The organism is Ancylobacter terrae, assembly GCF_045108345.1.
Lineage (GTDB): Bacteria > Pseudomonadota > Alphaproteobacteria > Rhizobiales > Xanthobacteraceae > Ancylobacter.
Map to the genome: position 1 here is coordinate 427,725 of NZ_JBJGXH010000002.1, position 24,144 is coordinate 451,868.

General features: G+C 68.1%; 16 protein-coding genes and 1 tRNA gene. 7 read left to right on the top strand and 10 right to left on the bottom strand.

The window, feature by feature from the left end; translation table 11 throughout:
• Nucleotides 1-4: 4 nt before the first annotated feature.
• The 4 genes from ACEUEL_RS16310 to ACEUEL_RS16325 are packed head-to-tail and all read left to right on the top strand — an operon-like array spanning nucleotide 5 to nucleotide 3,958.
• The gene (locus ACEUEL_RS16310) at nucleotides 5-970 is read left to right on the top strand and encodes a Bug family tripartite tricarboxylate transporter substrate binding protein (protein ID WP_405707485.1); all 966 of its coding nucleotides are present in this window, start codon (nucleotides 5-7) and stop codon (nucleotides 968-970) included.
• The gene (locus tag ACEUEL_RS16315) at nucleotides 967-1,470 is read left to right on the top strand and encodes a tripartite tricarboxylate transporter TctB family protein (protein WP_405707487.1); all 504 of its coding nucleotides are present in this window, start codon (nucleotides 967-969) and stop codon (nucleotides 1,468-1,470) included. The genes ACEUEL_RS16310 and ACEUEL_RS16315 overlap by 4 nt, the downstream gene beginning before the upstream one ends.
• On the top strand, nucleotides 1,452-2,999 hold the full coding sequence (locus ACEUEL_RS16320; protein WP_405707489.1) for a tripartite tricarboxylate transporter permease: 1,548 nt from the start codon (nucleotides 1,452-1,454) through the stop codon (nucleotides 2,997-2,999). Before ACEUEL_RS16315 ends, ACEUEL_RS16320 begins: the two co-directional genes overlap by 19 nt.
• A complete protein-coding gene (locus ACEUEL_RS16325; RefSeq protein ID WP_405707491.1) occupies nucleotides 2,996-3,958 on the top strand; it encodes a hydroxymethylglutaryl-CoA lyase in 963 nt (320 codons plus the stop codon). Before ACEUEL_RS16320 ends, ACEUEL_RS16325 begins: the two co-directional genes overlap by 4 nt.
• Before the next feature lie 771 nt (nucleotides 3,959-4,729).
• Here ACEUEL_RS16325 and ACEUEL_RS16330 read toward each other — a convergent pair.
• The 4 genes from ACEUEL_RS16330 to ACEUEL_RS16345 form a co-directional block, all read right to left on the bottom strand.
• A complete protein-coding gene (locus ACEUEL_RS16330; protein ID WP_405707492.1) occupies nucleotides 4,730-4,969 on the bottom strand; it encodes a helix-turn-helix domain-containing protein in 240 nt (79 codons plus the stop codon).
• 227 nt (nucleotides 4,970-5,196) lie between these two features.
• Nucleotides 5,197-6,459, bottom strand: coding sequence for a tyrosine-type recombinase/integrase (locus ACEUEL_RS16335; RefSeq protein ID WP_405707493.1), 1,263 nt, complete (start codon nucleotides 6,457-6,459; stop codon nucleotides 5,197-5,199).
• A 137-nt stretch (nucleotides 6,460-6,596) separates the two neighbouring features.
• Nucleotides 6,597-6,686: transfer RNA gene (locus tag ACEUEL_RS16340), tRNA-Ser, on the bottom strand.
• A 437-nt stretch (nucleotides 6,687-7,123) separates the two neighbouring features.
• Nucleotides 7,124-8,110 carry a zinc-dependent alcohol dehydrogenase family protein gene (locus ACEUEL_RS16345; RefSeq protein ID WP_405707611.1) on the bottom strand — a complete coding sequence of 329 codons (987 nt, stop codon included), beginning with the start codon at nucleotides 8,108-8,110 and terminating at the stop codon, nucleotides 7,124-7,126.
• 60 nt (nucleotides 8,111-8,170) lie between these two features.
• Here ACEUEL_RS16345 and ACEUEL_RS16350 point away from each other — a divergent pair, with 60 nt between their 5' ends.
• A complete protein-coding gene (locus tag ACEUEL_RS16350; RefSeq protein WP_405707495.1) occupies nucleotides 8,171-8,944 on the top strand; it encodes an alpha/beta fold hydrolase in 774 nt (257 codons plus the stop codon).
• Nucleotides 8,945-8,987: 43 nt separating this feature from the next.
• On the opposite strand, the gene ACEUEL_RS16355 is transcribed toward ACEUEL_RS16350, so the two are convergent.
• From ACEUEL_RS16355 to ACEUEL_RS16365, 3 genes are all read right to left on the bottom strand, one after another.
• The gene (locus tag ACEUEL_RS16355; RefSeq protein WP_405707497.1) at nucleotides 8,988-11,348 is read right to left on the bottom strand and encodes a DNA translocase FtsK; all 2,361 of its coding nucleotides are present in this window, start codon (nucleotides 11,346-11,348) and stop codon (nucleotides 8,988-8,990) included.
• Between the two features lie 224 nt (nucleotides 11,349-11,572).
• Complete coding sequence (locus ACEUEL_RS16360; protein ID WP_405707498.1) at nucleotides 11,573-13,756, bottom strand: putative bifunctional diguanylate cyclase/phosphodiesterase; 2,184 nt, start codon at nucleotides 13,754-13,756, stop codon at nucleotides 11,573-11,575.
• Nucleotides 13,757-14,021: 265 nt separating this feature from the next.
• Nucleotides 14,022-14,957 (bottom strand): transglycosylase SLT domain-containing protein, encoded by a 936-nt coding sequence (locus ACEUEL_RS16365; protein WP_405707500.1) that lies wholly within the window; start codon nucleotides 14,955-14,957, stop codon nucleotides 14,022-14,024.
• Between the two features lie 173 nt (nucleotides 14,958-15,130).
• Here ACEUEL_RS16365 and ACEUEL_RS16370 point away from each other — a divergent pair, with 173 nt between their 5' ends.
• Nucleotides 15,131-15,334: a hypothetical protein gene (locus tag ACEUEL_RS16370; RefSeq protein ID WP_405707502.1), complete on the top strand. Its 204-nt coding sequence runs from the start codon at nucleotides 15,131-15,133 to the stop codon at nucleotides 15,332-15,334.
• 130 nt (nucleotides 15,335-15,464) lie between these two features.
• Here ACEUEL_RS16370 and ACEUEL_RS16375 read toward each other — a convergent pair whose 3' ends face one another.
• Together ACEUEL_RS16375 and ACEUEL_RS16380 are read right to left on the bottom strand one after the other, a co-directional pair.
• A complete protein-coding gene (locus ACEUEL_RS16375) occupies nucleotides 15,465-19,742 on the bottom strand; it encodes a translocation/assembly module TamB domain-containing protein (RefSeq protein WP_405707504.1) in 4,278 nt (1,425 codons plus the stop codon).
• Nucleotides 19,742-21,655 (bottom strand): autotransporter assembly complex protein TamA, encoded by a 1,914-nt coding sequence (locus tag ACEUEL_RS16380; RefSeq protein WP_405707506.1) that lies wholly within the window; start codon nucleotides 21,653-21,655, stop codon nucleotides 19,742-19,744. The genes ACEUEL_RS16375 and ACEUEL_RS16380 overlap by 1 nt, the downstream gene beginning before the upstream one ends.
• Nucleotides 21,656-22,030: 375 nt before the next feature.
• On the opposite strand from ACEUEL_RS16380, the gene ACEUEL_RS16385 reads away from it, so the two are divergent.
• On the top strand, nucleotides 22,031-22,474 hold the full coding sequence (locus tag ACEUEL_RS16385) for a BA14K family protein (RefSeq protein WP_405707613.1): 444 nt from the start codon (nucleotides 22,031-22,033) through the stop codon (nucleotides 22,472-22,474).
• Between the two features lie 10 nt (nucleotides 22,475-22,484).
• On the opposite strand, the gene ACEUEL_RS16390 is transcribed toward ACEUEL_RS16385, so the two are convergent.
• Nucleotides 22,485-24,098 (bottom strand): acyl-CoA synthetase, encoded by a 1,614-nt coding sequence (locus ACEUEL_RS16390; protein WP_405707508.1) that lies wholly within the window; start codon nucleotides 24,096-24,098, stop codon nucleotides 22,485-22,487.
• Nucleotides 24,099-24,144 lie beyond the last annotated feature (46 nt).

The window sequence follows — 24,144 nt, forward strand, 5'->3', positions numbered from 1 at the left end:
ACACATGGAACGTCGCAGCTTCCTGAAGATGGCGGCCGCGCTCGCCGCCCTGCCGGCGACCGGCACGCTCGCCCGCGCGCAGGACTTCGCCCAGCTCAAGATCCTGATCCCCAGCGGGCCGGGCGGCGGCTGGGACATTACCGGCCGCACTGTCGACAAGGTGCTGCGCGGCGCCGGCCTGGTCGGCTCCTCCCGCATCACCAACGTCGCCGGCGCCGGCGGCACGGTGGGCCTTGCCACCTTCGTCAACCAGTACCGGCGCGATCCCGCCGCGCTGATGGTCGGCGGGCTGGTGATGGTCACCAACATCCTGTCGAACAAATCGCCGGTGAACCTCACCAATGTCACGCCCATCGCGCGCCTCACCGGCGAGTTCCAGGCGGTCGCTGTGCCGGCGAATTCGCCCTTCAAGACGCTCGGCGACCTCGTCGCCGCGTTCAAGGCCGACCCGCAGAAGGTCTCCTGGGTCGGCGGCTCGGCCGGTGGCACCGATCACATCGTCGCGGCCCTCATCGCCGCGCAGCTCGGTATCCCGGCAACCGCCCTCACCTATGTCGGTTATCCCTCCGGCGGCGAGATCCAGGCGGCGGTCCTCGGCGGACAGGCCAGCGTCGGCGTGTCCGGCCTCAGCGAGTTCTCCGAGCATGTCGCCGCCGGCGGCATGCGCCTGCTCGGCATCACCGCGCCCGAACGCATCGCTGGCATCGATGCTCCGACCCTGCGCGAGCAGGGCATCGACGTGGAAATTTCCAACTGGCGCGGCCTGTTCGCCGCTCCCGACATTTCGGCGAAGGATCGCGAGGCGCTGCTGGCGCTGATCGGAGCGATGGTGAAGACCGATCTGTGGGCGCAGGAACTGAAGGCCCGCAACTGGACCAGCGTCTACCTGCCCGGCGAGGAATTTGCCGCCTTCATCGCCGCCGAGAACCGCCGCATCGGGGCGACGCTGAAGGAGCTCGGCCTCGTATGATCCCCGATGCGCGGCGCCGGCGCTCGCTCGTGGCCGCCTCGGTCGTGACTGCCATGGGCGCGGTGGCCACCCTGCAGGCCGCCGCCATCCCGCATTCGCCGATCGGAGGCCAGGTCGATTCGGCGGCCTTTCCCTATGCCATCGGCGTCGGGATGATCCTTTGTGGCCTGCTGCTGGCCGGGCAGGCCCGGCGGGGCGGGTGGGAATGCCTCGTCCACGATCCCGAAGCCGGGGCGCTGCACCGGCCCGCGCTGGTCTGGATCCTTCTGGCCTATGCCCTCACCCTTGCCGCGCTGGCCTTGAGCGGCAGCTTCATCCTGGCGGCGACGCTGCTGTTCTGCTTCGCCGTGCGCGCCTTCCGGCGCGGCCTCTGGGTGCCGTCGGTGTTCATGGGCCTTGCCGCGGCGACCGCGACCTATGTGCTCTTCTCGATCGGGCTCGGGCTGCAGATCGGCGAGGGGCTTCCTGAAAGGACGCTTGAGTGGGCCATTCGTTTCTAGAGCTGCTGCACGGTTTTTCCGTAGCGCTCACGCCCGAGAACCTCGCTTGGTCGGCCATCGGCGTCACCCTCGGCACGCTCATCGGCGTGCTGCCGGGGCTCGGCCCGGGGCTGACCATCGCCCTGCTGCTGCCGCTGACCTACCATGTCGGGGTCGAGAGCATCTTCATCCTGTTTGGCGGCATTGTCTTCGGCGCCATGTATGGCGGCTCCACCACCTCGGTGCTGCTCAACACGCCGGGCGAGGCCGGATCGATCGTCACCGCGATCGAAGGGCACCAGATGGCCCGCAAGGGCCGCGGCGGCCCGGCGTTGGCCACCGCCGCCATAGGCTCCTTCGTTGCCGGCACGGTCGGGCTGCTCGGCATCACCCTGCTGGCGCCGCTGCTCGTCCAGGTGGCGCTGAAGATCGGACCAGCCGATTATTTCGCGCTGATGTTGCTGACCTTCGTTGCCATCACCGCCGTGCTCGGCAATTCGGTGGTGCGCGGGCTGGTCTCGCTGTTCGCCGGCTTCTGGCTCGGTCTTGTCGGCATCGACAGCCAGACCGGGCAGATGCGCCTTACCTTCGGTTCCACCGAGCTTCTCGACGGCATCGACGTGATCCTTGTCACGGTCGGCCTGTTCGCGGTGGGCGAGACGCTGTTCATCGCCTGCCGCCACCATGCCGGCGCCAGCATCATCACCCCGATCCGTGGCTCGCTCTGGATGAGCCGGGAGGATTGGTCGCGCTCGTGGAAGCCGTGGCTGCGCGGCTCGCTGATCGGCTTTCCCATGGGCGCGCTGCCGGCCGGCGGATCGGAGGTGCCGACCTTCCTGTCCTATGCGCTAGAGCGCCGCCTCAGCGCCCGGCCGGAAGAATTCGGCGAGGGCGCGATCGAAGGCGTCGCCGGCCCGGAGGCCGCCAACAACGCAGCTGCGGCGGGCATGCTGGTGCCCATGCTCACGCTTGGCATCCCGACCACGGTGACCATGGCGATCATGCTGAGCGCCTTCCAGAGCTACGGGCTCAATCCTGGGCCGCTGCTGTTCAAGTCCAATCCCGACCTGGTGTGGGGCCTCATTGCCAGCCTCTACATCGGCAATGTGATGCTGCTGGTGTTGAACCTGCCGCTGATCGGGCTGTGGGTGCGGGTGCTGAAGGTGCCGGCGCACTACCTCTACCCCGCCATCCTGGTCTTCGCCATGGTCGGCACCTACGGCATCAGCCAGTCGCTGCTCGATCTCGTGCTGCTGGTGGTCCTCGGCCTCGTCGGGCTGGCCATGCGGCTGTTCGACTTCCCCACCGCTCCGGTGGTGATCGGCATGATCCTCGGGCCGATGGCGGAGCAGTCGTTCCGCCGGGCGCTGATCCTCTCGCACGGCGACTATTCCACCTTCCTCACTCATCCCTTCTCCGCCGTGCTGCTGGCGCTTGCCGCGCTGCTTCTCGCGCTGCCTTTGCTGGCGCGGCTTCGGACACGCCCGGCGAGGCGCGCCGCCGTCGCGCCCGGCATGGCCGCCGCGACCGAACCGAGGGCCCCGCAATGACCGATCTGCCCGCCCGCGTCAGGATCAACGAGGACGGTCCGCGCGAGGGCATCCAGATCGAACCAACGGTGATTCCGACGGCGGACAAGATCGCCTTGATCGACGCGCTCTCCCTGACCGGGCTGCCGGAGATTCAGACGGTGTCGTTCGTCAGCCCGAAGCGGGTGCCGCAATGGGCCGATGCCGAGGCGGTGGTAGCGGGCATCCGGCTCGCCGAGGGGGTGACCTACACCGGCCTGTGTCTCAACGAGCAGGGCGTGGCGCGCGCCCTCGCCACCGGGCGCCTGCATGTCGAGGGCACGATCGGCCTGTGCGCCTCCGCCGCCTTCCTCGCCCGCAACCAGAACGCGACGCCGGCCCGGCAGCGCGAGCGGGCGCACGGCATGGCGCTGATGATGCAGGGCGCCGGCATCGCGGTGAACAAGGCCAATGTGAGCGCGGCCTTCGGCTGCAATTTCGAGGGCGACATCCCGGTGGCACAGGTGCTCGCGACGCTGGACGACGCGCTCGCCATCGCTGCACACATCGGTCTGACACTCACTGCGATCGGCCTGTCCGACACCATGGGTTGGGCGACGCCGCAGACGGTGACGAAGGTGGTGGGAGCGATTCGCGAGCGGCACCCCGAGATGGCCATCTCGCTCCACCTCCATGACACGCGCGGCCTCGCCATCGCCAATGCCTATGCGGGTTTGCAGCTGGGCGTGGCCGAGTTCGACACCTCCATCGGCGGCATCGGCGGCTGCCCTTTCGCCGCCCATAAGGGCGCGGCCGGCAATCTGTGCACCGAGGATTTCGCCTTCCTGTGCGAGGAAATGGGCATCCAGACCGGCCTCGACCTCGCCGCGCTGATCGAAGCTTCCGATGTGGCCGAGCGTGCCGTCCGCCATCCGCTGCCGGGGGCAGTGCGCAAGGGAGGCGTGCTTACCGACATCCGCTCGCACCTTCGGTGTGCGTAGGTCGACGGGCGCGTTTGGGACCTCGGGCGCAAGGACTGCGCCTCGCCTCAGAAGTCGCCGGACAAGCTGACGAACAGTTTTCGGTGCGATCTCCGCAGTCCTTTCTGGCGTCTCGGCTCGACCCCGCGACGTCATTCGCGCGTTCTGATGCGTGTCGTCCACCCCGCGCCCGGGCAGAATGCGTGCCCCCAAGGTTCTGGACGCGTCCTGAACGCGCTGATTGTCCATGGCCTGTCGGAAGGCCGTCGCCCGTTCGACCTTGCCTTGCTTCACCAGCGTGTCGATCATCTTCGGCGGGCGGGGAGGCAGTTTCACGCGTGGGGGGCTGGCGGCTTCCGGCGGCGTCACGCCCCGACGGACCGGCGCGGACGAAGGTTCACCCCGATAGCATCGCGAAGCTCGTCCTGATTGGCGAGGGCATCCAACTCGGACTTCCGCTCACCCGCTCGCAGGGGTGCATCCGCCTCGCGCTGCGGGCGGTGGAATCCTGGTTCTCCGGTTGATCGCCATCGACTGTTCCGTGAGGCGATTGGAGCGATCGGCGGCATCCTTGTGGAGTTGATAGTCGCGATCCGTATCGTCGCGTCGCGAGCATCCGCGCCCTCGGCCAGCTTCGGCCGGCGCTCGGCAAGGGCATCCTCGCGTTAATGCCGATCCCCCAGCTTGCGCGTGTTGGCGCCGTCCACGACTCCGCTCAGGAACGAGCCAATTTCCGAGTGCCGTATTGACCATGGTTTACGCCTCGCCGGTGGGGTTGGTGCCGAAAGCGCGCTAACAGGCATCCCACCAAATGAGGGATCCGTCGACGTGCGCACGGGCCTCGTCCGCCGACAGATCGCGGTCGCCAAGGACGCGACGGAGCGGATCGGCGGATCCATGCAGCATGGCGTTCAGATCTTCGATCAGGATGAGCCGTCGGCGGCCGATCTTGATGCTCGGCAAGCGGCCGTCCGCGATCATGCCCGCGATGCCGCGGGGTGAGAGGCCGCAATAGATCGCGGCATGCTTCACGCTCAGAGCGTGGGGGCTCGGTGCGGGGTGTCGGTCAGAATGTCCGGTGGGGTTCATGTCGCTGCCCGGTGCAGATACCCGCAATTCCGTGCAGCATTGCCAGAGCAACGATGGCTGTAAATACGCTGAAGCCGTGGTCGCGCATCGCCATTACACGCGAAAAACGATCACGATCGACTATAAACTGATACGGGAAGAGAAAATAATTTTCGCCCGTAGCCCGATGTCTATTCCAGCGCGCCGTCGACCTCGGCGGCAGCGGCCTCCGGTGCCGCTTCAGGCGAATCGGTTTTCGGCTTGCCCGCCAGGAACGCTTCCCACGCGACCATCAGCTTGCGGCGCTTCTCCAGCGCGTCGCCGCGGCGGTAGGCGCGCTCCACCGCATTGCCGACCGTATGGGCCAGCGCCGCCTCCGCCACCTCGCGCGGGAAGTGGGTTTCCTCCCCTGCCCAGTCCCGGAAGGACGAGCGGAAGCCGTGCACCGTGAAGTCGCATTCCATCCGGCGCATCTGCATCTCGAACGCCATGACCGAGAGCGGCTTGCCGCTCCTGGCGCCGGGGAAGACGAAGGCGCCGTCGTCATCCGTCATTCGCAGGGTGCGCATGCCCTCGACGATCACGACGGCACGAGCGCACAGCGGCACGCGATGCTCGCGCCCGGCCTTCATCCGCGCAGCAGGCACCGTCCACACGGCGGCCTTCAGGTCGAATTCACCCCACGTCGCACCCATCACCTCGCCCGAGCGAGCCGCCGTCAGGATCAGGAGTTCCAGTGCGCGTGACGACACGCCATCACCCGCCGCGAGCCGCTTCACGAGGGCCGGCACGTCCTGATAGGGCATGGCGGCATGATGGCGGCGCTGGTGCTTCTGGCGCTTGGGCAACAGGCTGTCGAGGTGACCGCGCCAGAGGGCGGGGTTCTCGCCGGTGCGCAGGCCTCTCACCCTGGCGGCGTCCAGCACCCGCTCGATCCGGCCACGGATGCGCGAGGCCGTCTCCGCCTTCTCGTTCCAGACCGGCTCCAGCACGGCGAGAATGTCATCGGTGGTGATCTCGTCCACCGGCTTGGAGCGGATCGCTTCGCAATAGGTCGGGCCAAGCGTCATGCGCCATTGGGCGATGTGCTTCTCATTGCGCAGGCCGGGCGCGATACGGTCGACCAGATCGTCGGCGACCTCCCCGAAGGTCGGCTTGCCGCGACGCGCCTTCTCTGCCGCGCTCGCCGAGCGGCGCTCTTCCAGCGGGTCTTTGCCGGCGTCGAGAAGCTTGCGCGCATCCGCGGCCTTCTGCCGAGCCTCGGCGAGCGAGACATCGCGCACCGATCCAAGTCCCGCCTCCCGGCGCTTGCCGTCCCGCTTGAACATGAACAGCCAGGACTTCGCCCCGCTTGGGCTGACCTGAAGATAAAGCCCGGCGCCGTCCGAATAGCGGCCCGGCTCGGCGAGGGTCGCCACCGTCCGTGCCGACAGCTTGTTGACCGCCTTCGCCACCTCTACCCCACCCCATGCCCCACCGATTGACGGTGATTGTAGCAAACGGCGAGGGACGGCTACAACACATCAGCCGTTGACTTTGAAGGGATTTGGTGGGGTTGAAAGTCAGCCAAGGACGGCTGAGGGAAGGGACTTGGCGGAGGGAGCGGGATTCGAACCCGCGATACGGTTTCCCGTATACACACTTTCCAGGCGTGCGCCTTCAACCACTCGGCCACCCCTCCGACACGGGCGACGAGCGCCCGCACATTTCCCGGGCCACACACCAATAGGGGGCAGCGTCGGGAGCGGCGGATATATAGCGCAGGCGCTGCATCTGGCAAGCCGAAGCGTTCGATCGGATGCCGTTCGCCGGCGCCCCGCAAACAGGCTCCCCGCAGCGGCAAGAGTATTTCCTTGCCGGAACGGCAAACGCGTGGAGACCGGGCGGGCCAGAATGCCGGCAATCGCGTCGGGATGGCTGGCCGATCCGCCGGGCCCGAAGACCCTCAGACCCTCGCTGTTGCGCACGCCCCCGACGGCACCGCTTCGCAGGAGAATGCAGCCGGCAGCCTCTCTCGGCAGCACCCGACGAGTGCTCGCACCGGGGAAGCTCAGCCGCTTCTTCCCGGCCCGGCTGCTCGCGGGGTGGCGCGTGCCACCCCCCATCGGGCGTCGGCGATCAGCCCGGAACCAGCACGGCGGCACCGCTCAGGCGGCCCTGCCGGAGATCGTCCAGAGCCCGGTTGGCGTCGATGAGGCGATAGGTGGCCGTATGCGTGCGGATCCCGGCGCGGGGCGCCAGCGCGAGGAACTCGGTCGCATCCCGCCGGGTGAGATTGGCGATCGAGACGAGGCTCCGCTCTTCCCACAGGATCCGGTAGGGGAAGCTCGGAACGTCGCTCATATGGATTCCCCCGCACACAACCCGGCCGCCCTTGCGCACCGCGCGCAGGGCGGCGGGAACGAGAGCCCCGACCGGCGCGAAGATCAAGGCGGCGTCGAGCGGCTCCGGCGGCATTTCGTCCGAACCACCCGCCCATCTGGCGCCGAGGCTACGCGCGAAATCCTGTGCCGTCCGATCACCGGGCGAGGTGAACGCGAAGAACCGCCGACCCTGAAAGCGGCACACCTGCGCGACGATGTGGGCCGCCGCGCCAAACCCGTAGATACCTATGCTCCGCGCCGATCCGGCCGCGGCCAGCGTGCGCCAGCCGATGAGCCCGGCGCACAGCAGCGGAGCGGTGGCAATGGGATCATCGAATCCGGCCAGCGGGAAAGCGTAGGCGGCATCGGCGATCACATGGGTCGCAAAGCCGCCATCGCGCGTGTAGCCGGTGAAGAGCGGCGCATCGCAGAGGTTCTCCCGCCCCCCTTGGCAATAGGGACAGGCACCGCAGGTGTGCCCCAGCCAGGGAACACCGACACGGTCCCCGATGGCGATGCCCGAGACGCCGTCGCCGACAACCTCGACACGGCCGACAATCTCGTGACCGGGAATGATCGGCAGCGGTACATCTGGCAGATCGCCGTCGACCACGTGCAGATCGGTACGGCAGACGGCACACGCTTCGACCCGCAGCAGCAACTGCCCGGCAGTCGCCATGGGCACCGGCCGTTCCTCCTCGACCAAGGGGCGCCCGATCGCACGCAGCACCATCGCCCGCATCATGGTCGCCTCACCGCGATCGTCCCTTCGGTTGCGCGCCAGGCCCCAGCGCTCCCTCCCGTGGCTGCGTCACTCCGCAACCCGGAGGCCACCGTCGCCGCAAGCAACGGCGACAGCGCCTGTGTGCCGCGTTTCGACGGGGTAGACAGCGCTGACGCTGCATCGCACTATGACGCCCAAGGGGCCCGGCTGTCACCCAGCCACGCGAAGAGTATCGACGTGATCTTTGCCTCCCCCCTGCCCGGCCGAACTTTCTCCCTGCTCGCGGCCCTGTCGATCGTTCTCGCGGTTCTGTCACCCGTGAATGGACAGACGGTCCAGCCGACCGTGCTGTTGCTCGACGGGCTCGGCGTCTACATGGAAAACAACTATGTGGGCGTGTCGACGCTTGCGGCGGCGCTACGACGGCAGGGCTACCGCGCCGTTGTCGACACGCACATGATGCTGAAATCGGAACAGGAGCGGCCGGATATCATCATCGGCCATTCCATGGGCGGCACCTCGGCGTTGCGCCGCGCCCGACAGATGGTCCGCGCCGGCGAGCAGGAGCCGCTGGTCATCACCATCGACGCCGCGCCGGGCTCGCCGTCCTGCCCGGTCTCGCGCTGCATCAACATCCACGGGCCGGGCTTTCCGGATATCGCCGGCGCGCAGAACATCGATGCATGGGACGTCAGCGGCCGGATGGTGCCGCATGCACTGCTCGCCACCAATGACGCGATCCAACGGCTGATCCTGGAACAGACCGCCACGCAGATGGCATCCTTGGCGGCACGCAACGCGCCCCCGCCCATCACCGGCGCGGTACCGTTGCCCCGACCCCGGCCCGACTGAGCCGCCGGGCGGCGCGTACCGGCACCGGCGCGGTCGCGGGCGGCTATCGGCCCGCCCGCTCGTCCTTCAGGATCTCACGCTTGCCGGCGTGGTTGGCCGGGCCGACCAGCCCCTCGTTTTCCATCCGCTCCATCAGCGAGGCGGCGCGGTTGTAGCCGATCTGCAGGCGACGCTGGATATAGGAGGTCGAGGCCTTGCGGTCGCGCATGACCACGGCGACCGCCTGGTCGTAGAGGTCGCCGCCCTCCTCGCCGAAGGAACCCTTGTCGAACACCGCGCCGTCCTCGGCGGCCGGCGCCTCCTCCTCGGCATCCTCGTCGGAAGTCACCGCGTCGAGATATTCGGGGCGGCCCTGCCGCTTCAGATGGGCGACGACCTTCTCCACCTCGCCATCCGAAACGAACGGCCCGTGGACGCGGGTGATGCGGCCGCCGCCGGCCATGTAGAGCATGTCGCCCTGGCCGAGCAGTTGCTCGGCGCCCATCTCGCCGAGAATCGTGCGCGAGTCGATCTTGCTCGTTACCTGGAAGGAGATGCGGGTCGGGAAATTGGCCTTGATGGTGCCGGTGATGACGTCGACCGAGGGGCGCTGCGTCGCCATGATCAGGTGGATGCCGGCGGCGCGGGCCATCTGGGCGAGGCGCTGGATGGCGCCCTCGATCTCCTTGCCCGCCACCATCATCAGATCGGCCATCTCGTCGACGATGACGACGATATAGGGAAGAGGCGTCAGGTCCATCGCCTGCTCTTCCTCAACCGGCTTGCCCGTCTCCTTGTCGAACCCGGTCTGGACGATGCGGGTAATGGTCTCGCCGCTCGCGCGTGCGTCGGCGACGCGGGCGTTGAAGCCGTCGATGTTGCGCACGCCGAGGCGCGACATCTTCTTGTAGCGCTCCTCCATCTCGCGCACCGCCCATTTGAGCGCGATGACCGCCTTCTTCGGGTCGGTGACGACCGGCGTGAGCAGATGCGGGATGCCGTCATAGACGGAGAGTTCCAGCATTTTCGGGTCGACCATGATGAGGCGGCACTGCTCCGGCGTCATCCGGTAGAGCAGCGAGAGGATCATGGTGTTGATGGCGACCGACTTGCCCGAACCAGTGGTGCCGGCAACGAGGAGATGCGGCATGCGGGCGAGATCGACGATCACCGGCTCGCCGCCGATGGTCTTGCCGAGGCCGATGCCGAGCTTGGACTTCGCTGCCTCGAACTCATGACTCGCCAGCATCTCGCGCAGCCACACCGTCTCGCGCCGCTGGTTCGGCAGCTCGATGCCGATGACGTTGCGACCCTCCACCACGGCGACGCGGGCGGAGACCGCACTCATCGAGCGGGCGATGTCGCCGGACAGCGAGATGACGCGGCTCGACTTTGTGCCGGGCGCCGGCTCCAGCTCATACAACGTGACCACCGGGCCGGGGTTGGCGTCGATGATCTCGCCGCGCACACCGAAGTCGTGCAGGGTCTGCTGCAGGGCGACGGAATTGCGCTCGAGATATTCCTCGGACAGTTCGAAGCAGGGCTCGGTGACGGGAGGTTCGGCGAGCAGTTCGAGCGGTGGCAGCTCGTAGGTAGCAACCGCTCCGAGAGGCGCCGACGCCTCCGCACGACTGATCACCGGCGCCGGCAGGGGAGCCGCCGTAACGGCAGGCGGCACCGCCGCCGCCAGAGGCTCCGGACGGGGCGCGATCGGCGCGGCCGTTTCGATCGCGGGAATGGCGGGCACGGTGGCCGGCCAACCGAACGACACGCGCACGGTCATCGCCGCCGACATCGGGGCGATGGAATCGACCACCGGCGCGGGCTCGGCCGGGATGGGCGGCAGCGCGGCGGGTGCAGCGGCCAGCAACTGATCATCGACCGAAACATCCTCGGGCCAGTCTTCCCAGCCCACCTGAATGACCCGCGCCAGATTGCGCAGTCCGCGGGAGGGCGCCGGCGGGCGCTGGCTGGTCGACAGCGCTTGGTCCCCTGTCACCGCCGCGGCGGCGGTCGCGCGTGGCTCGGCCGCTTCCGGCGCGGCGGCTGCGTCGACGCTCAAGGCCACATCGGGCGCCGCGCCCGCCAGATCGCCGGGCTCAGGCAGATCGACGGCGGGACGCGCCCCGCTTTTCTGCGCCGCGCGAATCGGCTCGGCTAGCAGCGGCTTGCGCGGAGGAATATCGAACCGCGGCGCCGGCAGGGGAGCATCCTGCGCGCTCGTCGGGAGGACGGGGAGCGACGCCGGCAGCGGACGCAGCAGATAGTCGGGCGTACGGGTGAAGCGGGTATTCGGCCCCTGCGTGAACGGCTGAAGCCAACTCGGCACATGAAAATCGCGGTTCACCGCCTGTGCCGCCGGCTTCGCCTCGGCGCCGGGGGCGCCTCCGGCCGGAACGGGGCGGGAGAGATTGCGCCGCTGCAAGCGGCCCGAGCCACCCTCCGGCGGAACGGGGGTTTCCCGAGAGTTGCCATCCGTCGATTCGGGAGGTCGTGCCGAAGACCGCATGGTTGTCGATCGCCCCTGGAAGTCATCGGACCACCGTCGATCCGAACCTCTCTGGGATACGGAGCGCAGGGTTAAGGAACGGTATCGGCGGTCCCGCCGGAACCCTGAAACATTTTCGACGCAGGGGCTTGACGGCGATGTCAGCTCGAACGCTGCGCCAGCAGAGCCACCAGCTGTTCCGCCGGCATGGGCCGTGCCAGCAGAAAGCCCTGCACTTCGTCGCAGCCGTCCGCCTGCAGCATCACGAGTTGCTCGGGGGTCTCCACCCCTTCTGCGGTGACGGACATGCCCAGCGCATGGGCGAGATCGATGATTGCCTGGATGATGGCTCGCGCCTGCCCGCTCGGCGACAGGTCGACGATGAACGACCGATCGATCTTGATGCGTTCGAACGGAAAGCAGCGCAGATATCCGAGCGACGAATAACCGGTACCGAAATCGTCGATCGCCAGCCGGATGCCATGCGCGCGCAGCTGCTGCAGTTGTGCCAGCGACAGCTCGGTGTTCTCCAGCAGCGTGCTTTCGGTGAGCTCCAGCTCGAGGCGATGCGACTCGAGGCCGGTCTGCGCGAGCACCTGCTGAACCTTCGCGACGAGATCCGACCGTCGGAACTGCACAGGGGAAAGATTGACCGACACGGCAAGGTCCGGCCAACCCGCGGCGAACTGGCAGGCTTCCCGCAGAACCCACTCGCCGATCGCGACAATCAGGCCGGTTTCTTCCGCGAGTGGAATGAACTCGGCCGGGTTGACCACACCGAGGCGCTTGTGCGGCCACCTGACCAGCGCTTCCACGCCGACGAGTCGCTGCGACGAGGTCAGGTAGCGCGGCTGGAAGGCCAACTGAAACTCCTGCCGGGCAACGGCCTCGCGGAGCTCCGTTTCGAGCAGCTGGCGCTCCTCAATGCGCCGTTCCATCGACGGACGAAAGAAGATCACGTCGTCGCTGCCGTCGCGAATGGCCTCACCCATGGCGAGCCGCGCACGGCGAAGCAGTTCCTCCGCGGAGTCCGCATCGGCCGGCGCCAGGGCGATACCGATCGCCGCGGAGGTGCGCAGCTCCCCCAGCGTGGTATGGACCGGAGCCGCGATGACGTCGATGAAGCGTCGGCTGATCTGCTCGATTTCCGCCCTCTCCAGAGTGCCCGTGAACCCCACGACGAAATCGCCGCCCACGACACGGCCGATGATGTCGTAGTCGCGCGCCTTGCCTTTCAGCCGGTGCGCCATTTCGGCGACCACCTGGTTGCTCACCTCGCTGCCGAGCACGTCGTGGATCGCCGTCAACCGCGTCAGGTGAATATGCAGCAGGGCGACGGTGGCTCGCTGGGGGACGGCCTCGACCAGGCTGCGCTCCAGCATCTGCTGAAGGAGCCTGTCATTAGGCAAGCCGGTGCCGACATCATGCAGCAGGAGATATTGCGAGCGGCTTCGGGCATCCGACAGCCGTGTGCTGCTCTCCCGCAGACGCCGGGCGGTCCGGGCTCCATGCACGAGGATGATCGTTGCGAGAAGCACGAGCGCCGCAAGCAGCGTACCGATCCACGGCAGCAGGCGGCGTATCAGCCGGTCGCCGGGCTGATCGGGATCCCACATGAGGTAAGCGAGAGCCGGCTCAGTAGGCAAACCTATCGGCAGCGCATTCGCCGTGCTGCCGCCGGGTGCCGTCACCGCGCGGAGGTTGGCGAAGATGCTGGTGCGACTCTCCTCCAGCCCTTCCGCGGTGAGTACGTCGCCGAAAATGAGCACCGACGGCGGCCCCGGTACGGTCGCGACGCTCACGTCCTGTCCGCGGTTCAGCGCCGCCGCGGCCAGGAGAACCGGCGTGCCCGAGGACACCATGACATCGGCGATCGGGGGGGTCGCTTCCGTTCCGCCTTCCCGCAGGCGCGCTACGAGACGCGCCAGGCGGGGTCCGAACAGATCGATGGCGGAGACTGTCGAAAGGTTGCCGGCGACCACGCCATAGGTGGTGGCGTCGGTCGGCCCGACAACGAACACGAAGTCGATGCCAAGATCGCGAAACAGCGTCGGGCCCAGGTTCTGCAGCCCGTACGCCCATTCTACATTGGTGGCGGCATGCAGGTTGCGGTAGGCCTCGCCCCAGCTCGCGTAGTCCCTCACCTGACGTGCGAGGTCCACCTCCTTCTGATGGAACCCCTGCTCGACAAGCGATCGCGCCATGTCTGCGCTGCGCCGGTTCTCCTGGCGCGCGGTGTCCATCAGCAGAACGAGAAGAATGAAGATCCCGATCGCCATCAGGCCGGCAATAGCAAGCGCGACATGCCTGCCGAACCATTCCGAGATCGTCGCGGGAAGGCGCATGCGCCCCAACTCTTTCCTCGGTTTCGATGGATCGGAGCCTAATAGGCTGAGTATCGATGGTCATCCTTCTTTGGAGACAAATACGTTTCATATCGATGAATAACGGCGCGGCTCGTCAAATAGCGTTAACTGGCTGTTAAGGTATGAGATCACTTCAGGAAATGCTACGGCAGGACGCAAGGCCGCTGCGATAATCTGTGTGAGCCTTTCAGAAGCCCCCCATACTTCGCCGGCCGAGGCGGCCTCGACCCGCAGGTCTGCCTGGTCAACTCGGCAACACGATACAGGCCCCGCCAGCGGCCCGCAGCCGCTCGCACAGGGCCGACGCGGCGCGGCGACTCGGCTGGGCGACGCGGACACGGTAGAAGGTCCGGCTGCCGCGCGAGCGCAACCGCGTACCAATGATCATCGGCTGCGTGCCTTCGAGGACCCTCACATAGCGTTTCAGGGCGCGCTCATAGGAGGCCAGCGCAAGCGTCTTGGAGAAGTTTCCGGAGAGTTGGACCCCCCACGGTGCCACGACCGTCGCGAGTTCCGGTCCCGCGGGAACCGTGCCGCGACGGAGCGATGCGGTGAGGACAAGACAGGTCGGCGGCGAGCCGGACGTGGGCGGTGCGGGCGGCGGCGGTTGGGCGGCAGCGACGGGATCGCCCCCCGGCGCAGCCGCATCGGCCGGGAGCGCGACGGCCGCCGACGAGGACTGGGCCGCGCGTTCCGCCGCCCAGTCCTCGGCCTCGCGGCCCGTAACGAAAACAAGGTAGGCACGGGTTTCGAGCGGCAGGCCGGCGTCGCCCGCGAGCCATCTCTCCACCCGCGCAGGGCCCGCATTGTAGGCGGCGGCGGCAAGGCCGAGATTGCCGAAACGCTCCCTGAGGTCCGCCAGCAATGCAGCCGACGCCGGCAGCGCGACCTCCGGATCGAACGGATCCGCCAGTCCCCGGTCCGCCGCCGTGCCGGGCATGAACTGGGCGATGCCCTGTGCCCCCTTGGGACTGACCGCATCGGCACGGAAGCGGCTCTCGCGCCAGATCAGGCGGGTGAAGAAATCGGTCGGCAGATCGTGCGCTGCGGCGGCGCTATCGATAAGGCGACAGACCGCCTCCTCGACGCTTTCGGCAGCGGGAGCGCCGGGCTCGGCCCTGAGCACACCGCCCGCCGCGAGCAATCCCAGCAGAGCCAGCGTAACGATGGCCAGATGCATCGCGATCGTCCCGGACCGCCGACTGGATCGGCGGGGGATTATCGCCGCTGGCGGGCGGGCGGCGCAAGACGATCACTCGGTGGAGCGTGACCATCTCCAGGTCTTCGGTCGGCATTAACCTTTTGCACCGCAGTTTGGCGCCTGTCGCGCAGTGATTCTTCGAGAGTGAAGCGATGGGTGATGTGATTGCGTTCCCGTTCCGCAGCCGGGACGGCGAGGCCGACCTTGATATCGATCTCGTCACGGCCGTGGATGTCGCCATTCGCGACCTGCGGGACATCGCCGCGCAGTTGCGAGGCGACGACCAGATCCGCCAGCAGGCCGACGAGTGCCTCGCCATGCTCAAGCGCGCCCTTGCCGCCAGCCAGACGGGCTGACCGGGAGGCGGCGGCTGCCAAAGCCGCTCCAATCCCTCAGAAATTCAGGTCATATCCCGCGGGATCCGTGCCCGTCGGAGGTCGTGCGTGAGCGGCCACTCCCAGCTAGAGCCGGCCGGCGCAGCGCCGATCAATAGTCCCACTGCGCGCCGATACCCACCGATGTCGACCCGTCCGCCCCGGTGGCGCCCTGCAGCCGGATGTTCTTGGTGATGTCGAGGTCGATCGTGACACGGCTCGAATTCGGCGTCGTGCCCTGCTGGACGCCGAGATAGATCTTGTCGTTCAGCCGTTTGCCAAGGCCCACCTGCCCGCCCGTCCCGGCCGCGTTGGTGCCGACGTCAAGGCTGTCGACGCCGAGCGAGCGGCGCACCCGATCGAGCGCACCGGCGCCGCCGCCGGAGAACTGGGCGATGGTCTGCGCCACCTGCACCGCCTGCCCGGCGGTCAGCGATCCGGCCGAACGGCCGAACATCAGCCGCGCCAGCACCTCGTCCTGAGGCAGCGTCGGGGTCGAGGCGAAGGTGATTTCCGGCTGCGAGGCCGGCCCCGTCACGAGCACCCGCGCCGTGACGTCGTTGCTGGTGGTCTCGGCGACGAAATCGAGGTCTGGATCGGTCGTCCCGACAAAGGTGATCTTGCCGCGGGTGAAGTCGAAGCGCCGACCAAGGATATCGAAACGGCCACGCCTCATCTCGAAGCCGCCATTGGTGATGGGGGACTGGCTGGTTCCCCCGACCTTGAGCTCGCCTCCGAGTTCCGCCTCCATCCCCATGCCCCGGACGAACACGTTGTTGGGCGCCGACACGACGAGGTCGAGCGGAAGACCTCCGCCGCTGGAGGGAGCCGGCTTGGCGGCCACGGCACGGGCACTCGAGGCCGTCGGTACCCGCCCCTTCGGCTCATTGACATGACGTACATTCAGCGAGGTCGCGGCGGCGCCGAGATTATCGGGAATGTTGATATCGAGGCTCTTGATCAGAACCCGCCCGGCGATTCGCGGCGCGCGCGCAAACGCACCCTCCACCGCGACGGTACCTTCCGCCACGAGGCGCATCAGTTCGCTGGAGACGAGACCCGCGTTCTGAAGCGTGACGTCGACCTTTCCGGGAAACCCTGCCCCGGGATCGAGGCCAACCGTACCCCGCGCCTGCACGGATCCCCCGTTCGGCGTGCGCGCGGTCAGCGTGGTGACCGTCACGGTCCGCTCTGTGCCGGTGATGACGCCGGCGATCTGGTCGAGAGTCACGCCGTTGACGCTGTCGTCAAATCGTCCGCCGCTGATGCGGACCGTTCCGCCCGCGCGCGGCGCCGCCGGCGTCCCCTTGATCGTCGCATCGACGGCGGCATCGCCGGTCAGCCGCATCCCCGAGGTCGACAGGATGGGGTTGACGATGGCGAGCGCCACCGTACCCCGCGCGGCGATGTCGAGTTCGCCCGCACCGATCGGCGCCGAGCCGCTGATCGTTACGCCCGACAGCGAGGGCCCGGAAACCGACGCATTCACGCCCACCCGGCCGCCATTCAGCTGGCCCCGCGCCGAGATATCCAGCGGGCCGGCGCCGGATGCGGCGAGATCCGGCGTGCTGACCCTCTGGAGCGTCAGCTCATAGCTGCCGGTCGGCGCCTTGGCCGTGCCGGCAATCCTGGCATTGCCCGCCAGCGTACCGGAAAGGCCGAGGCCCGGCGCGGCGAGTTCGGCGAGCGCCAGCGGCAGGGCGCGTATGTCGACGGTGAGATCCAGCGTCTGGCCCGCCCGACCCGCGACCGTCACGCTGCCCCCGCGGGCCGCGAGATTCAGCCGGTCGATGGTCACGGCGCCATCCTTCAGCGTGAAGTTCGACGGTGCGGTCGTGGCGACCGTGTTGGCGCCCTTGGCGATCTTCAGCGTGTCGAGCCGGAACGCCAACGTGTCGCCCGGCAGCGAGAGGCGCCCGGTCGCATCGATGGTCGCTCCCTCGACCACCGCGTCGAGATCGAGTTGCGTAGCCTCCCGGGCGGATCGCGCGACGAGGCTTGCCTTGGCGACCGCCAGCCCGCCCGCCGAGACACCGCTCGCATCGACGCGGCCGTCGATCACCGGAATGCCGGCCGGGTCGACCACGGTGGCATCGATACGGGCACTGTCGATGGATTGGCCTGCGGCGCGCAGCTTGTTGGCGCTGGCCTTCACGGCAACGCGCTGCCGTCCGCCGGCGGCGTCGAATGTCACGTCGGCGTCGAGCCGCCCGGCGAGTTCGGTCAGCGCGATCGCCGAGAGGTCGGCGAGATTCCCGGCCGCCACCGCCAGCTTGCCGGTGACCAGCCCGTTGGCGGCGAGGTTGACGCCCCCCTTCGCGGTTACCGAGCCAATGCCGACATCCAGCCCGTCCAGGCGACGCGACCCGTCGTCGAGCGTGGCGAAACGGCCCGCGCCGTCGGCCGGCTTGCCGGCGATGCGCCCGTCGAGCGTGAACGAGCCCCCCGGGCGGCCGGTGAGGTCGCTCGCGTCGACGTTCAGTGCCAGCTTCTCGATCGGTTGGCCCATGGCGCGGCCCGACGGCACGGAGATCGTCGCCTTCAGTCCGAGCCGGTCGAGCGTGCCGGTGAAACCGGCATTCGCCGTCATCGCTCCGGAGACGCGCGGATCGATCACCGCGAGATCAGCCAGAGCGACCAGCGCCTTGAGATCGGCCGTCGACCGGTCGATGCGGCCGTCCACGGTGAGGTCGAGGCCCTTGGCGGCGAGCTTCAGGCCGTTCACCGCGATGGCGCCATCCTGACCGCGCGCCAGGGCACCCGAGAGGGCCGTGTCGCCACCGAACAGGCCGTCGACGGCGGCAATGCCGGTATGGATCGCCTGCGCCCCGCCCTTGACGACGAGGTCGACCCGGCTCAGGTCGGCATTGGCATCGATCGTCGCATCAAGCCGGGCGGTGCCGGCCAACGGGCGACCGGCGAGGGACGACAGGGCCGCAAGGTCGAGGCGCTGGAGATGCAGTTGGCCGTCGATATCCTTCGCTGTCGCCGTTCCGGCAAAGCGCAGGTCGAGCGGCGTCAGCGCCACGGTTATTCCCGATATGACCGGATCGGCCGCGACAGGGCGGCTACCGGTGAGCGTGAAGCGCGCGCTGCGCCCGAGCGCGGCCGCCACCTTCGGGTCCGCCGCCCGCAGGGCGTCGGCGTCGCCCTCCACCGACAGCGCGAGGGCGCCGTTCGCGTCGGGAACCGTGCGGGCGGTGAGGTTGACGACACCCGCGCCATATCCCGATGCTGCCAAATCCTCGGCCTTGACCGAAGCGACGACCGACGGCGCCGCAAACGCGCCGCGCAGCGTGCCGTCGACCCGCACGGTTCGCCAGGTGACATCGGGCACCAGAGCCGCGAAGCGGCCGGCATCGCCGAGATTCGCGACATATTCCAGATTCGCGCTCTGGGCCGACGGATCGATCGTGCCGGTCACCTGTGCGCCGAAGCCGGCCGCGCGGAGCGTCGCCGCGCTGATCGTGGTGCGCAGCGATTCCTCGACCACGGCCGTCGCCGCGATCTCGGTGCGCTGCTCGAACAAGGGCGCAAGGTTCGGCGGCAGCAGCCGCGCGATATCGGCATCGATCGCCAGCGTGACGCGCCGCCCCTCGGCGACGCTCCTTATGCCGGCAGCGCCGGCGATCCGCGCGACGTCGCCGGCGCTCAACGACAGATGGCCATCCCACGCGTCGAGCGGCCCCTTGCCCTTCAGGGTCGCCTCGACATCCGGCAGGTCCGGCATCCCCGCGGCCCGCGCCACCAGACCGCCGGCGGGCTCGCTCGCCTCGATGTCGAGGTCCAGCACCCCACCCTCGGGTTGGTAGCGCAGCGTACCGCGCGCCGCACCCGGTGCATCCTGCCGCTGCAGGGCGAAGGTCAGCGACAGGCCCTGCGCGAGGTCGACGAGATCGGCCGAGGCATCGAGCGACAGGCGCGCCGGATAGCCCGCCACCGGCTCGGCAATGTCGATGTCCGGCACTGCCAGCCGGGCGATACGGATCGGCAGCAGCGTCGTACTGCCGGAGGATGCCGGTGCTTCCGGGGTCGGGGGGAGTTCGGGCCCCCGCAGCAGGGCCACGCGCGCCGCCTCGACCGCCTCGACCGAGACCGTCCCGCGCGCGAGTGCCAGGGGATCCCAGACAAGTCGCAGATTGTCGACTTCGGCAAAGGCGCCCTTGTCATCGGCGAGAGAAATGCGCCGGACGGTCATGTCCGAGGGCACGAAGCCACCAATACCCTCGATCGACACCCGGAGCCCACCGCTGGAGGCCAGCGAGCCGGCGATGCTGGCGAGAACCTCCTTGCCCGGACCGGTCTGTATGGCGCCGAACAGCAGGGAGATGATGATGACCAGGCCGAGAAGGGTACGGCCGATCCAGCGGAACAGGCGCCCGATACCCATCAGAACGACTGCCCCAGGCTGACATAGATGCCATAGGTACCATCGCCCGGGCTCGGGTTGAGCGGGAAGGCGAGGTCGAGCCGCAGCGGGCCGATGGCCGTATAATAGCGCAGCCCGATGCCGGCCGCGTATTTGAGGCCGTCGAAATCGGGCGTCTCCGAGGCGAAGGCCGCGCCCATGTCGAAGAAGGGCACGACGCCGATCGTGTCGGTGAGGCGGATGCGCAATTCGGCGGAACCCTCGAAATAGGACAGACCGCCGATGATGTTGCCTTCCGCGTCGCGCGGGCTGGCCGACTGGTAGTCGTAACCGCGCAGCGACCCGCCGCCGCCGACATAGAAACGCCGCTGCGGCGGCACGTCGTAAAGGCTCGCCCCGACGATGCTTCCGGCCCCGACACGCCCGGCCAGAATGTAACGCTTGTCGTCATCCAGCGCCCGGTAGGCGGCGATCGACCCGCGCATCATCACCGGACCGGCCCCGGCATCGCCGAGATAGGCGAAGGGCTCCACCGTCGCACTGGCGCGGATGCCGCGGGACGGGTCGAGCGTGTTGTCCGTGGTGTCGTAGGCGACGTCGATGGGAATCCCGACGACGGTGTAGTCGCCCGTGCCCTGGGCGTCCTCGACATGCGACTGTTCGAGGTCGATACCGACCTGCAGCGAGAGGTCGTCCGAATAGCGGTGCCGTATGCCGCCGAGGAAGGTGGCGCCCTCCCGCACATAGGCGTTCGTCACCTCGCGCAGCACCGCCGCCGTGGCGACGAGATCGTCATTGGCGGTGATGATGCCGGGCTTGGTAAAGGATGCCGCGACCCGATAGCCGAAGGGATCGGCGTCGGGCACCGCTTCCGGCTGCTGGCCGAACCAGGAAACCTGCGCGTCGAGACGCAGCGTCTCCCCCCCGCCGAACAGGTTGCGATGGCCCCAGTAGCCGCCGATCGAGGAGCCGTCGGTGCTGGAATAATTCGCGGAGAAGCCGACATAGCGCGGCTCACGCTCGGTGATCTCGACGTTGATGGGCAACTGGCCGTTGGCGTCGAGCTTGTCGCCCTCGCGGAACCGGACGCCGCCGATGATGGGATAGGTCAAGAGGCGCTTGCGCAGCTTCGCAAGGCGATCCGGCGAAAAAGGCTCGCCGGGCGCGATATCGATGCGCTCCTCGACGAAACCGGGCTGGAGCCCCTTGGTGCCGGACACGATGAAGCGGCCGAAGCTGGCATGCGGGCCCGGATCGACCAGCAGGGTCACGTCCAGCCGATGACGGGCGTGATCGGCGACGATGTCCTTGTCCGCCACCTTGGCGAAGGGGTGGCCCTTGTCGCGCCAGAAGGTCACCAGCGTATTCTCGGCGGCGACGATGAGGCTGGCGAGCGCGGGCTGGCCGGGCTCCAGCTTCAGCGTCCGGTAGCTGGGCGCATCGGCAAAGGGGCGCCGGTTGCGGGCGTCGAGGATGCGAACCGTGCCGAAGGTGAAGGCCGGGCCCGGATCGACATCCAGCACGACCGGCACGGGACCGGAGCGTCGCGCCGCCTCGATCGCATCGAACACGCGCGGATCGTCCGGCGACAGGCCGGCGACGCGGATCTGGATGACGCCGGAGTAATGGGCGATGTCATAGAGCGCGGCGGTAATGCGCTCCGCATCCGACAGGGCGCGCCGCACCAGGCCCGCCGCCCCCGAGGGCGCACTCGCCTTGAGGGTCACGAGGTTGGAAGCCTCCTCGACGGCCTCGCGCACCTCCTTGTCGCCGCCCTTGACGTTGAGGGTCAGCGCGTAGGGAGTGGCGTCGATGGCCGGCGTTTTCGCCGCCGCGGCCCGCTCCGGATTGAAGAGCGAGGTGATGCTTTCGAGAAAGCCGGCATCCTGGGCGCGCGCCGTCCCTGCCGCCAGGAACAGGACGCAGGTTCCCATTCCCAAGGACAACGGTAGGCCTCGTCGACTACGCCCCGAAAACACGAACATCATCACCCGACGCTGTGGAAACCGCCTCCATCCTACGGCGGAATGAGGTTGAACGCGACGGAAAGCTGATCCACCCCCGTTGCGACCCACCCGTTATTCCATATTTTGGAACGATTAACGAACTTATAATGGTACCAGCCGCACGATTTTCGCGAAAATCCGTGAAAGTGACCATACCGTCTATGTATATTTCCCTGCGCATCTACGCCTTACGCAAAAAGCGTTGCGTCAACGGGAACCCGGCGGCCCGGTGGGCGTTATCCATGACCACCCATGTTCCGCAACGACAGGGGCGCCCCGACGCGTTGCGTCGAAGGAGGAAAAATGACAGCTAAATCAAATGGATTTGTGCTTTCTGCCGTCGCCGCCACGGCGATGGTCGCCGGCGCGACGGCCGCCACCGCAGCACCCCTGCCGCCGCTTCAGGCGCAGTTCCGCACCGAAACCGCGCAGCCGGTCCAATACCGGCGCGGATATTACCGGCATGGGGGCTATCATTATTACAACGGGCATCGAGGATATAACTATTATCGACCCGGATATACTTACTATAACGGATGGTGGTTCCCCGGCGCGGCCTTTGCGGCTGGCGCCGTGATCGGCGGGGCGCTCGCCGCGCCCCCCGCCGTTCGCTACGGGCCGCCGCCGGGGGCGTATGGCGCGGGCCATGTTCAATGGTGCGCCAGCCAGTATCGGTCCTACCGGCCGGCCGACAACACCTTCCAGCCGTACAACGGACCTCGCCAGCAGTGCATTTCGCCCTACTGACACCCGCGCTCTATCGCGATTTCGGACCGTCGATCCCGCCTGGTGCTGAAGCGCCGGGCGGGTCTTTCTCAGCCTGACGAAGCGCGTCACCGAGGCGCCGGCGTTGCAGCTTTCCGTTCGCCGATCGCGGCAGCGCCGGCAGGAAACGAAACATCTTCGGGCGCTTGTAGGCGGCAAGCCGCTCCGCGCATACCTGCATCAGGGCGGCTTCGTCCGGCTCGAACCCCGGCCGCGGCACGACGAAGGCGGTGATCACCGACAGGTCCTCACGCACCGGGTACTCCGCAACGCCGACCTCCGCCACGGATGGATGCTCTGCGATCACAGTCTCGATCTCGAGCGGCGAGACCCGATATCCCAGCGCGTTCATCACATCGTCATTGCGACCGTGGTGCCAGACATAGCCGTCCGCATCGATCGAGGCGAGGTCGCCGCTGACGAACCAGCCGTCGCGATAGATATCGGCATCCTCCTCCGGCCGGTTCCAGTAGCCCAGCATCAGCCCGGGATCGTCCCGCCGCACGGCGAGCAGCCCCACGGCTCCTGGGGGAAGCGGCTCGCAGCCGCTTTCGATCGGCAGAACAGCGACGACGCGCCCCGGCTGCGGACGACCGGGCGAACCCGGGCGGATCGCCACGTCCGGCGCCGATGATATGAAGGTTGAGATTTCGCTCATTCCGAACGCTTCATAGATCGGGGTCCCGATGCGCTCCTGCCATTCGGTGAGTAGCGCAGGCGCCAGCGCCTCTCCCGCCGCGACACCGTGCCGGAGCGAGGGCAGCCTCGCGCGGCCTTCGAGTCCACGCCGCAGGATCTGGCGATAGACGCCCGGCACCGCGGCGAAGATCGTCACGCCGTAGCGTCTCACGAGTTGCAGCCATACGGACGGATCGGCCACGTTCCGGGCCAGTACGGCGGTCGCCCCGACGGTCCAGGGATCGAGGATGCCGACCCCGAGCGTATAGGTCCAGTTGAAGGCGCCGGCGTGCAGCAGCACGTCGCCCGCTCCGATCCCGAGCCAGTGGTCGAGCATCGGACGTCGTCCGAGGACGGCGCGGTGGGCGTGCCGCACGCCCTTCGCACGGCCCGTGGTGCCCGATGTGTAGACGAGATAGGCGGCATCGTCGGCCGCCGTATCGGCGTAGCCGGCCAGCGGAGCGGTCCGTTTCAGCGCCTCGAACTCCGGCGGCCCGATGACGCGCGCCGTGCCGAAATCCAGGTCCGCCTCCTCGGCCGTCACCACGACGACGGCGGCACCACAATCCTCCGCCTGGAAGCGTGCCTCGCCATGGGTCAGCTGGACGGACGACGGCAGCGCGATGTACCCCGCCGCGATGGCGGCGAAGAAAAGAAAGACGGTATCGGGCTGGTTGCCCAGCCGCACCATCACCGGCGATCCGGCCGGCAGGGCAAGGCCCCGTAGCCCGGCGGCGAGGCGCATGACCGACTGCTCGATCTCGCGGAAGGTGAACCGCTCCTCCGCCCCGGTGCTGCCGTCGACGATGATCAGTCCGGTCCGCCCGCCGGCGTCCAGGGCCGCGCGCCCCAGGCAATGGCCGGCGAGATTGAACGGCAACGGGTGAGGCCGGCGCTCGGCGGGGCCATCCTTTTCATGTCGGTCCATGCGTGAAGCTTAGGCGACGTCCTGCGCCGCGCAAGCGAGCGGGCGC

Bases quoted from the DNA above. Each gene is read 5' to 3' on its own strand.
- ACEUEL_RS16310 (WP_405707485.1), top strand. From the start codon at position 5: ATGGAACGTCGCAGCTTCCTGAAGATGGCGGCCGCGCTCGCCGCCCTG.
- ACEUEL_RS16315 (WP_405707487.1), top strand. From the start codon at position 967: ATGATCCCCGATGCGCGGCGCCGGCGCTCGCTCGTGGCCGCCTCGGTC.
- ACEUEL_RS16325 (WP_405707491.1), top strand. From the start codon at position 2,996: ATGACCGATCTGCCCGCCCGCGTCAGGATCAACGAGGACGGTCCGCGC.
- ACEUEL_RS16345 (WP_405707611.1), bottom strand. From the start codon at position 8,110: ATGCGGGCGATGGTGCTGCGTGCGATCGGGCGCCCCTTGGTCGAGGAG.
- ACEUEL_RS16360 (WP_405707498.1), bottom strand. From the start codon at position 13,756: ATGCGCCTTCCCGCGACGATCTCGGAATGGTTCGGCAGGCATGTCGCG.
- ACEUEL_RS16365 (WP_405707500.1), bottom strand. From the start codon at position 14,957: ATGCATCTGGCCATCGTTACGCTGGCTCTGCTGGGATTGCTCGCGGCG.
- ACEUEL_RS16370 (WP_405707502.1), top strand. From the start codon at position 15,131: ATGGGTGATGTGATTGCGTTCCCGTTCCGCAGCCGGGACGGCGAGGCC.
- ACEUEL_RS16375 (WP_405707504.1), bottom strand. From the start codon at position 19,742: ATGGGTATCGGGCGCCTGTTCCGCTGGATCGGCCGTACCCTTCTCGGC.
- ACEUEL_RS16380 (WP_405707506.1), bottom strand. From the start codon at position 21,655: ATGGGAACCTGCGTCCTGTTCCTGGCGGCAGGGACGGCGCGCGCCCAG.
- ACEUEL_RS16385 (WP_405707613.1), top strand. From the start codon at position 22,031: ATGACAGCTAAATCAAATGGATTTGTGCTTTCTGCCGTCGCCGCCACG.
- ACEUEL_RS16390 (WP_405707508.1), bottom strand. From the start codon at position 24,098: ATGGACCGACATGAAAAGGATGGCCCCGCCGAGCGCCGGCCTCACCCG.